Annotated in this window: 12 protein-coding genes and 1 pseudogene; 6 read left to right on the forward strand and 7 right to left on the reverse strand. The window is 69.0% G+C overall.

Translation table 11 applies throughout. The annotated features are described in order from the left end of the window. From AB0O00_RS23665 to AB0O00_RS23675, 3 genes and pseudogenes are all read right to left on the reverse strand, one after another. Positions 1-188 (reverse strand): annotated as a pseudogene (locus AB0O00_RS23665) (glyoxalase); the annotation flags it as partial. An 80-nt stretch (positions 189-268) separates the two neighbouring features. Beyond that, positions 269-769, reverse strand: coding sequence for a nitroreductase family deazaflavin-dependent oxidoreductase (locus tag AB0O00_RS23670; protein ID WP_363654866.1), 501 nt, complete (start codon positions 767-769; stop codon positions 269-271). 142 nt (positions 770-911) lie between these two features. After that, the gene (locus tag AB0O00_RS23675) at positions 912-1,484 is read right to left on the reverse strand and encodes an SMI1/KNR4 family protein (RefSeq protein ID WP_363654868.1); all 573 of its coding nucleotides are present in this window, start codon (positions 1,482-1,484) and stop codon (positions 912-914) included. Between the two features lie 361 nt (positions 1,485-1,845). Between AB0O00_RS23675 and AB0O00_RS23680 the strand changes: the two genes are divergently transcribed. Then, a complete protein-coding gene (locus AB0O00_RS23680; RefSeq protein ID WP_363654870.1) occupies positions 1,846-2,532 on the forward strand; it encodes a hypothetical protein in 687 nt (228 codons plus the stop codon). A 45-nt stretch (positions 2,533-2,577) separates the two neighbouring features. Here AB0O00_RS23680 and AB0O00_RS23685 read toward each other — a convergent pair whose 3' ends face one another. After that, entirely contained in the window at positions 2,578-2,922 is a 345-nt protein-coding gene (locus AB0O00_RS23685; protein ID WP_363654872.1) for a hypothetical protein, read from the reverse strand. A 213-nt stretch (positions 2,923-3,135) separates the two neighbouring features. Between AB0O00_RS23685 and AB0O00_RS23690 the strand changes: the two genes are divergently transcribed. Beyond that, positions 3,136-3,837, forward strand: a complete 702-nt coding sequence (locus AB0O00_RS23690) for a hypothetical protein (RefSeq protein WP_363654873.1) — start codon at positions 3,136-3,138, stop codon at positions 3,835-3,837. A 144-nt stretch (positions 3,838-3,981) separates the two neighbouring features. On the opposite strand, the gene AB0O00_RS23695 is transcribed toward AB0O00_RS23690, so the two are convergent. The 3 genes from AB0O00_RS23695 to AB0O00_RS23705 form a co-directional block, all read right to left on the reverse strand. Then, positions 3,982-4,479: an AAA family ATPase gene (locus AB0O00_RS23695; RefSeq protein WP_363654875.1), complete on the reverse strand. Its 498-nt coding sequence runs from the start codon at positions 4,477-4,479 to the stop codon at positions 3,982-3,984. A gap of 320 nt (positions 4,480-4,799) precedes the next feature. Further along, on the reverse strand, positions 4,800-4,964 hold the full coding sequence (locus AB0O00_RS23700; protein WP_363654877.1) for a hypothetical protein: 165 nt from the start codon (positions 4,962-4,964) through the stop codon (positions 4,800-4,802). Next, positions 4,954-5,415: an ATP-binding protein gene (locus AB0O00_RS23705; protein WP_363654879.1), complete on the reverse strand. Its 462-nt coding sequence runs from the start codon at positions 5,413-5,415 to the stop codon at positions 4,954-4,956. The genes AB0O00_RS23700 and AB0O00_RS23705 overlap by 11 nt, the downstream gene beginning before the upstream one ends. Positions 5,416-5,494: 79 nt before the next feature. Between AB0O00_RS23705 and AB0O00_RS23710 the strand changes: the two genes are divergently transcribed. The 4 genes from AB0O00_RS23710 (at position 5,495) to AB0O00_RS23725 (ending at position 8,151) form a co-directional block, all read left to right on the forward strand. Next, positions 5,495-6,412, forward strand: a complete 918-nt coding sequence (locus tag AB0O00_RS23710; RefSeq protein WP_363654880.1) for a helix-turn-helix transcriptional regulator — start codon at positions 5,495-5,497, stop codon at positions 6,410-6,412. Continuing rightward, positions 6,409-6,597, forward strand: a complete 189-nt coding sequence (locus AB0O00_RS23715) for a DUF397 domain-containing protein (protein WP_363654882.1) — start codon at positions 6,409-6,411, stop codon at positions 6,595-6,597. Before AB0O00_RS23710 ends, AB0O00_RS23715 begins: the two co-directional genes overlap by 4 nt. Before the next feature lie 61 nt (positions 6,598-6,658). After that, positions 6,659-6,892 carry a DUF397 domain-containing protein gene (locus AB0O00_RS23720; RefSeq protein ID WP_363654884.1) on the forward strand — a complete coding sequence of 78 codons (234 nt, stop codon included), beginning with the start codon at positions 6,659-6,661 and terminating at the stop codon, positions 6,890-6,892. Between the two features lie 155 nt (positions 6,893-7,047). Next, entirely contained in the window at positions 7,048-8,151 is a 1,104-nt protein-coding gene (locus AB0O00_RS23725; RefSeq protein ID WP_363654886.1) for a hypothetical protein, read from the forward strand. Positions 8,152-8,181: the final 30 nt, after the last annotated feature.

Raw genomic sequence — 8,181 nt, forward strand, 5'->3', positions numbered from 1 at the left:
GCCACCGTGAGCGCCATGGCGAAGCCGCGGAAGCCGGTGGACGGCGCCCCGGACTCCCGCAGGCGGACGTACCGGTCCACGCCGAAGGCGGCGTAGAAGCGGTGGGCGGCCCCGGCGTCGGCCACCTCAAGGGTGACGGAGGCGAGGGACACGGTGGACGCGGTGTTCTCGTTGTTTCCCATGCCCATCACGCTACGGGCGGCCGTGCGGCCGGGGCTTCTCGAATCCTGACCGGTCGCGGTGACGTCTGCGCACCGATCGCGGTGGCTCAGTCCGTCGTCGGCGTCGGGGAGTTCGCCGTCGCGGAGTTCGCCGTCGGCCCGGCCGGGGCCTCGGGTTCGAGTACGAAGACCGGGATCACGCGGTCGGTCTTCTCCTGGTACTCGGCGTACGGCGGGTACGCGGCGACCGCGCGCCGCCACCACTGGGCCTTCTCGTCGCCAGTGACCTCACGGGCCGTCATGCCCCGGCGTTCGGGGCCGTCCTGGAGATCCACGTGCGGGTGGGCCTTGAGGTTGAAGTACCAGACCGGGTGGCGCGGGTAGCCGCCCTTCGAGGCCACCGCCGCGTACCGCCCCTCGTGCTCGACGCGCATCAGCGGGATCTTGCGGATCCTGCCGCTCTTCGCGCCGCGCATCGTGACGATGACGACCGGCAGGCCCGTGTCCCAGAGCGTCGTGCCCTGCGTGCCGCCCGAGCTCTCGTACAGCTCGACCTGTTCGCGGATCCACTGCGCCGGACTCGGGTCGTACTCGCCCTCAAGAGGCATCGCCTTCACCCCATTGTCCTGTTACGGATGGTGTCGGGACAGTCCAGCACAGGACTCGCGGGAAGGGGGAGACCGCCGCTCCCGCTCGGCCGACGAATTCAGGTGTGACGGCGAGGTTCCGCATGGGAGCGGCGCAGCTGCATCAGCTCGACGCGTACCGCTCGGTGTCGCGGCGGAACTGGTCCTGCCAGTGCAGGAACTCGTGGTCGTCGTCGGTGCCGAACCTGCGCTGGAGCTTGCCGGGGAGGCCGCCGGTGCACGCCCTGGCCAGGTATTCCGCGAACCCGTAGGGCAGGACGGTCAGTTCGCCGTCCCCGTACACGCACACCGGCCACTCCGCGCTCGACCCGCCCTCGATGCGCCACAGGTGGGACACACCGCCGTCGTCCACGCCCCAGCGGACGTACGCCTCGCCGGCGCCCAGGAGTTCGGCTTTGTACGGCTTGGCAGCGGCGACACGGAACGTCCCGGTGATCTCCACGATGCTCGTGCTGTACCGGTGGCCGGGCACGCGCTCGGGCGCCGCTATGAGGAGGAAGTCGTCGAGCGTGCCGGCGCCGTAGACGGCCAGGAACTCCAGGTAGTCCGGAGGCAGCCGGATCCGCAGCGCGGCCTCGGCCACCGCGATGGTCTGCAGGTCCAGCGCCGCCCCCTCCGCGCTGCCGGGCGACGGCGGCAGGACGCTCCGCAGGCGTTCGAGGGCGTCGCTCGGCATCGGTGTCTCCCCTGGTCCATCGGGCTCGCCTGAACCGGAGGCACCGGTTTCGGGTGGTCGTCGCATACGCGCCCGAGGCTATAGCAGGTGCAGGAGCTCCTCCGGCGCAGGAAGTCGGCCTGGTCGACTTCCCACTCCAGCAGCGGCTTGCGGTAGGCGGGCGTCGGTGACGGCCTGCTGGATCGCCGGGCCCCATGTCTCGACCCTGTCGAAGTCCCTGATGGCAACGGGGGTTCGGCACTCCCGGGCCCGGGGAGGCCAGGAGCGACAACACGCAGCCGTACGTGGTCCGATTCTTCGCAAGGGGGCTGGAGTGGCCGAGGGGGCGGACTCTTCTACCGGTGGTTCGGGGCAGCGGGTCATGAATCCGCTCTGGATCATCTCGCTGTTCCTGGGCCTGGCAGAGGTGACGGTCGGGGTGGCCGCCACACAGGCGCAGGGGTGGATCCAGGGGATCTTCGCCGTCTTCTCCGTCCTGTTCCCGTCCGCCGTCGCCATCGCGTTCTTCCGCGTCCTGCTGACCAAACCGTTCGTGCTGTACGCGCCGAAGGACTACTCGGATCCCCCCAGCATCGAGGCCTACGTCTCGGCGCTGTCGTCGACCGCCATCGGCAACCGGGGCAACGTCGAGGCGGCCGTGCGGGCGGCGGTCCAGGAGGTCGTGATCCCCCGGCTCCCGCCGGGCTCCAAACCGGATGCCGACGTCGTGATCGAACAGGCCGTTCGGGCCGCGCGCGAGGACCTCGAAAGCCGGTCGGTGACGATCGACCTCAGTGGGATCGATCCGAGCCTGAGCGGCCAACTCCTGGAGTTCCCAGCGGACGCGGTGACCGTCTCCAACCTCCTCGACGCGATCTACCTCGCCATCCACGACCACGTCGACGCCTACACCTACGGGCGGCAGTGGGTGCTCGGGGACCCGTCCACCGGCCGGACCCTGACGGACATCGGGACACAGGCCCAGGGCAGGAACTACACGGACCGGCGCAGCCTGGGGCAGGTCGGAGTCGGACCGGGGGCCAGGCTGCTGGCGATCCGGAACAGGTGAGTCAGGCACCGAGCCCCGGCCTGATCACGGTCCGAGCCTCGTCCGCTAGATGGGCTCTCCGATCGCCCAGACGACTTCGCGCGGCGCGGCGGACGTCTTGATCTGCGCGCTGACGAGCGCACCGCGCTGGAGGACCACCCAGGTCTCGTACCCGCTCGGCGTGGCCTCGAAGATCATGTATTCACTGCTCGCCATGCTGTCGATCGCCCCGGCCGAGCCGCTGACGGATCCGTGGCCGCCGAGGAGCTCCGCCCCTCCGATCGACTTCGTCGGCGAGCCGAGCAGCGTCACCAGTTGTTCCCTTGCCATCCCCACCTGTAGCCGGGCTGCCGGGTGGTCCTGCCAGGTATTGCTGCCCTTGCCCTTGTTTTTGCGCTTGAAGAACGGCACTTCGTACGGACTCCCCTCAGCGGCCTTTGGCTCCAGGCAGTCTGACCTGCCATCAGCAACATCGGCAACACCGAGGCGGCCCGCACCTCGGGCCGGAATCTCCACAACTTCGCTACAAGAACACCGCGTCACGCCTGCGCAGGCCGTCTCCCTGGAAGCATCCCTGCTGGGCATCGGGGAGGTGCCCGTGGAAGCGGATCGGTGGAGGTTGCAATGAGTGCTCGGACCAGGGACACCAAGCCGCCGGCGCGGCCCCGGCGCTCCGCAGCGATCGCCCGCGCGGTGGCGCAAGGCCTGTTCCTTCTGGCAGGACTGGCCACCACCGTGCTCGGCTTCAGCCGGTTCGCCGACGCGAACGACGTGGTGAACGCCTACCGCACCGCCCCGGCCTGCGGCACGGCGGCACGCGCGCCCGGTACGGACTGCGTCCGGCACCAGACCGGCAAGGTGACGGAGAGGCACATCGCCAGCGGCGGCGACTCCACCTACTACTACGTGACCGTGGCCGACGAGACGGCCGCCACGCATAGGTACGAGGCCAACCAGGACTTCTACTACGCGACGGAGACCGGCAGGGACGTGGACCTGACGGTCTTCCGGGGACGGGTTGCCGAGCTCTCCTCCAACGGGGAGCACACCCAGAACCCGGGCACACCCTGGCTGGCCTGTCTCGAAGTCTCGCTGCTGGCCGGCCTGGGACTGGCACTCGCCGTCCACGGCCTGACCTGGTCACGGATGGGCACGCGAGTGACCTCCTTCGCTAGCGCCATGGGCGTCTTCGTCGCCGCCATGGCGCTCCTCGGCTGCCTCGTCCTCGTGTCGTCGCAGCTGCCAATCGCCGCCACCCTGGCCATCCCCGTCCTCGGCTGGCTGTTCATGACCGCCTGCGTCACGGTGGCCACCCGGGACAGGTGAGGTTCCCGGTCGCCTGCGCCTCCGCCGACGGGGCGGATCGTCGGCGGAGGGTGGGTCAGCGGGTCGAGGCACTTGTGGGGGCGGGTTTCGGCGCCAGTACGTGGCGGTGGTGTTGCCGATGGACGACGGGGTAGATCCACGCGATCAGCACGAGGATAGCGAGCAGATGAGCACCGCCAGGTCGGATGCCACGGCCGCGGGCTCACGGCCGGTGGTGTCGATCACCGGCAGCCCCAACCGCCGGTACTCGCGTCCGTCTCGGACACCCTCCACCAGGCGCTGTACATCGGCGCTCCCGCCGAGGCGCCGCCGCCGCTCATCGTCCGCGCAGTCCAGCAACACCCACGCGCCAATCGGCCAGTCCCTGAGTTCCTCCGGCGTGCACACACCGAGCAGCACGACCGGCAGGTGCGGCATCGAGCCAATGACCGCGCGAACGAGATCGCGGTAGGCGGGCCAGGTCTCGGGGTTCTCCGGAATCCTCCGCCCCGCCAGGGCAGCCGCGGGTTCCATGAACGCGTCCCAGTCCAGGACGACATGACCCGGCAGCAGCCTGGCCAGTTCGGGGGCGATCGTGGTCTTCCCCGAGCCCGGCGCTCCCAGGACGGCAGTGATCGAGCGCCCCACGTAGCCGTCGTTCATCAGAGCCCGCCCTCGGGTAGTCGCGACGCACCGGTCGAAGCCCGCTTCCCAGCCGACCGAAGCGGGAAGCAATAGCCACAGGCCGTCACTGTATGCATCGCCCGCGACCGCCGTCAGCGATTATCCGGTCGGGACGCATCAGCCAGACGCCGTGCACAGTGGCTCCGGGACGGCAAAGACGGTGAATCCGTCGTTGGCCATGGGCACCATCCGCCGATCTTCGCACTGCGTCACGGTGGCCACTTGGGACAGGTGACGTTCCCGGTCCCCTGTGCCTCCGCCGACGGGGCAGCATGTCGGCGGAGGGGCCCGGGCGCGGTTCAGCGGGTGGTGGGGGCGGTTGTGGGGGCGGGTTTCGGCGCCAGTACGTGGCGGTGGTGTTGCTGATGGACGACGGGGTAGATCCACGCGATCAGCACGAGGACGAGGGTGATGGGGACCACCGTGCAGGCGGTCGCGGTGGCGGGGGTGACGTCAGACCGCATGGGTACCGGCCGGGAGGTCGAGTTCGGCCCAGATGGTCTTGCCGTTGGGGTGGCGCGGGATGGTGCCCCAGCGGTCGGCGAGCGCGTCGACGAGCGTGAGGCCGCGCCCTGACTGGGAGTTGGGCAGGAGTCTGGCCGGGAGGACGGGCATGCGGTCCCCTCGGCAGTCCGAGACTTCGATACGGAGGGTGGTGCCCCGGCGCACGGTGGTGGTGAGGGAGAGGTGGAGCTCGTACCCGCGCCCCGGAACGCGGCCGTGCGTGATGGCGTTCGCGGCCAGCTCGCCGATGATGAGGAGAGCGGCGTAGTACGGCTCGGTGGCCGTCAAGTTCAGCTGCCAGGCAGTGAGTTGACGGCGCGCGATGCGGCGTCCGATCGCTGCACCCTTGGGGGTGGCGGTGAGGACGGAGGTGTGGGAGCGGGGGTTGTCGAGGGGGATTTCGGTCGTCATGGGTAAAAGCGTGACGGCCTGGACGTACGCTGACCATGAAGCTGGCGAGCACAGAGAGTATTTGTGTGGGAGCGGATTGTTGCCCGTCACCTCTGGCGGGCGTGATCGGATCATAGGGGTGGTCACCATGGGTGGAATCCGGGACGAGGACTCGAAGGCGACGATGCCGGAGGAGGAGGGGGAAGTCTCGGACTTCTTCCGTGCCATCGGCAAGCAGATCAAGCTCCTGCGGGAGCGCGCCGGCATGACACAGAAGGAGCTCGGCGAGAAGGTCGGCTACGGCGAGCACCTGATCGGCGCCGTGGAACGCGGGAAGCGCACCCCGCAACCGGAGTTGCTGGTCGCGCTCGACAAACTCCTCAATGCCGGGGGCCTGTTGGCCGTCGCGGCGGACGACGTGGTCAAAGCGCGGGCCAAGGCTCGGATGCGGCACCCGCACTGGTTCCGGGGCTACGCAGCCCTGGAAGTCGACTCGATCGACACGCACGACTACAGCACGCTCGACATCCCTGGACTGCTTCAAACCGAGGAGCACGCGCGGGCGGTCTATGAGATGCGACAGCCAGCCTTGTCGGAGGAGATGATCGAGATGCGGGTCTCGGCGCGAATGGAACGTCAGGCAGTGCTCACGCGTTGGCCTCGGGGGATTTTCAGCTGGGTGATCGACGAGAGCGTACTGCGTAGGCCCTTGGGTGGCTGGGATGTACATGCAGGACAGCTTCGCCGGATTCTTGAGGTCGGCCGGACTCGGGGCATGGTGATCCAGGTGCTACCGCTGGACAGGACGGAACACGCGGGCATGGGTGGGCCGTTCATTCTGATCACTCCTAAAGGACGCCCTCAGCACGCCTACATCGAAGTGCAGACGAGCAGTAGGCTGATCACTGACCCGGATGAAGTCCGGATCATGAACGCACGGTACGGCACTCTCAGGGCGCAGGCTCTGGGTCCTGAGGAGTCCCTGGCCTTGATCGAGAAGATCCTGGGAGAACGATGAGCACCGAGCTGGCATGGTTCAAGAGCAGCTACAGCGGCAACGAGGGCGGCGCCTGCATCGAAATCGCCGAAACCCCCCGCGTCATCCACGTGCGCGACTCCAAGGACAAGGCCGGCCCGCAGCTGGCCTTCGAGCCGGCCGCTTGGAAGGCGTTCGTGGACTTCGCCGCGACCGCCGAGGTCTGAAATCGGCCTCCTGACGGCCCATCGCTAGGCAGCGATGGGCCGTCGGCGTACCGTCGTCGGCATGACCGAGCTGACCTGGTTCAAGAGCAGCCACAGCGGCGACTACAGCGCCGCCTGCGTCGAGATCGCCTGGCGCAAGAGCACCTACAGTGGCAACGAGGGCGGCGAATGCGTCGAGGTCGCCGAGGCCTCTGCCGCCGTCCTCGTCCGTGACTCCAAGGACAAGGCCGGCCCCCACCTCACCTTCTCCCCCGCTGCCTGGCAGGCCTTCGTCGACCTCGCCCGCACCCTGTAACTCCCACCCGACAAACCACACTTGTACGGGTCCGGCGATCTTCACTCGTCCGAGCGAAGATCGCCATGGCACCGCCAATCTCCGGTATCCGTCGTGGAGGATGCGCGGAAGTGGGGCGCACTGGCCGCCTCACCGACCGTGCTGAGGAGACACTGATGGAGAAGCGGTTGAAGGCGTGGGGAAACAATCGGTCCGGGCAGCTCGGCGACGGCACCTGGACCGACTTCCACAGCAGCGCAACTACCGTAACCGGGCTGACCAGCGCCGAGGTCGTGAAGATCGCCGCGGGTGGCGCCGGTCCCACCACCGGCCACGGCCTCGCGCTGCTCACCGACCGCACGGTGCAGTCCTGGGGCGCCAACGGCTCCGGCCAGCTTGGCGACGGCACGGTGTTCGGTCACAACACCCCCGGCCAGGTCGCCAACCTCTCCAACGCCACCGACATCGCCGCGGGCGGTGCGCACAGCATGGCCCTGCTCGACGACCAGACCGTGGTCGCCTGGGGGAAGAACAACTACGGCCAGCTCGGCAACGGCGCCAACACGGACAGCAGCGTCCCGGTCCGGGTCGAGGGCCTCAACAAGATCATCGCGATCGCGGCCGGCCTGCACCACAGCCTCGCGCTTCGCGAGGACGGCACCGTGTGGGCCTGGGGTTACAACATCAACGGCCAGCTCGGCGACGGCACTTCGGCCAGCCGCAATGTACCGGCCCCTGTCACCAACCTGGCCGGCGTCGCCCGGATCGCGGCCGGCGCCAACCACAACCTCGCCCTGATCGGGGCGCCGGGCGGTAGCGGCACGACGGTGAAGGCGTGGGGCTACAACGCCACCGGCCAGCTCGGCGACGGCAGCACGATCAACCGCTTCGCACCTGTCGACACGGCGCTCGGGACCGGCGGCATCCACCTGATCGCGGCCGGCTGCAACCACAGCCTGGCCGTGACGGGAGCCGACAGGGGCCTCACCGCCTGGGGTCAGAACACCTCCCGCCAGCTCGGCGACGGCACCACCGACTACCGCACCAAGCCCATCCCCGTACCGGGCCTGACCGGCGTCCAACTCGTCGACGGCGGCCGGGAGCACACCATCGTCCTGCTCGGCGACAACACCGTCCGGTCCTGGGGCTCCAACGGCTCCGGGCAGTTGGGCAACGGCACCACCGACAACAGCAGCACCCCGGTCACCTCGCTCACCGCCCTGACCGGAGTGGACAAGATCGCCGCGCCCGTCGGCGGCGACTTCAGCCTGGCGAACTGAACCACCATCACCGAGAGCGCCCGGTCCGGG

The organism is Kitasatospora sp. NPDC093558 (genome assembly GCF_040683475.1).
Taxonomy (GTDB): domain Bacteria; phylum Actinomycetota; class Actinomycetes; order Streptomycetales; family Streptomycetaceae; genus Kitasatospora.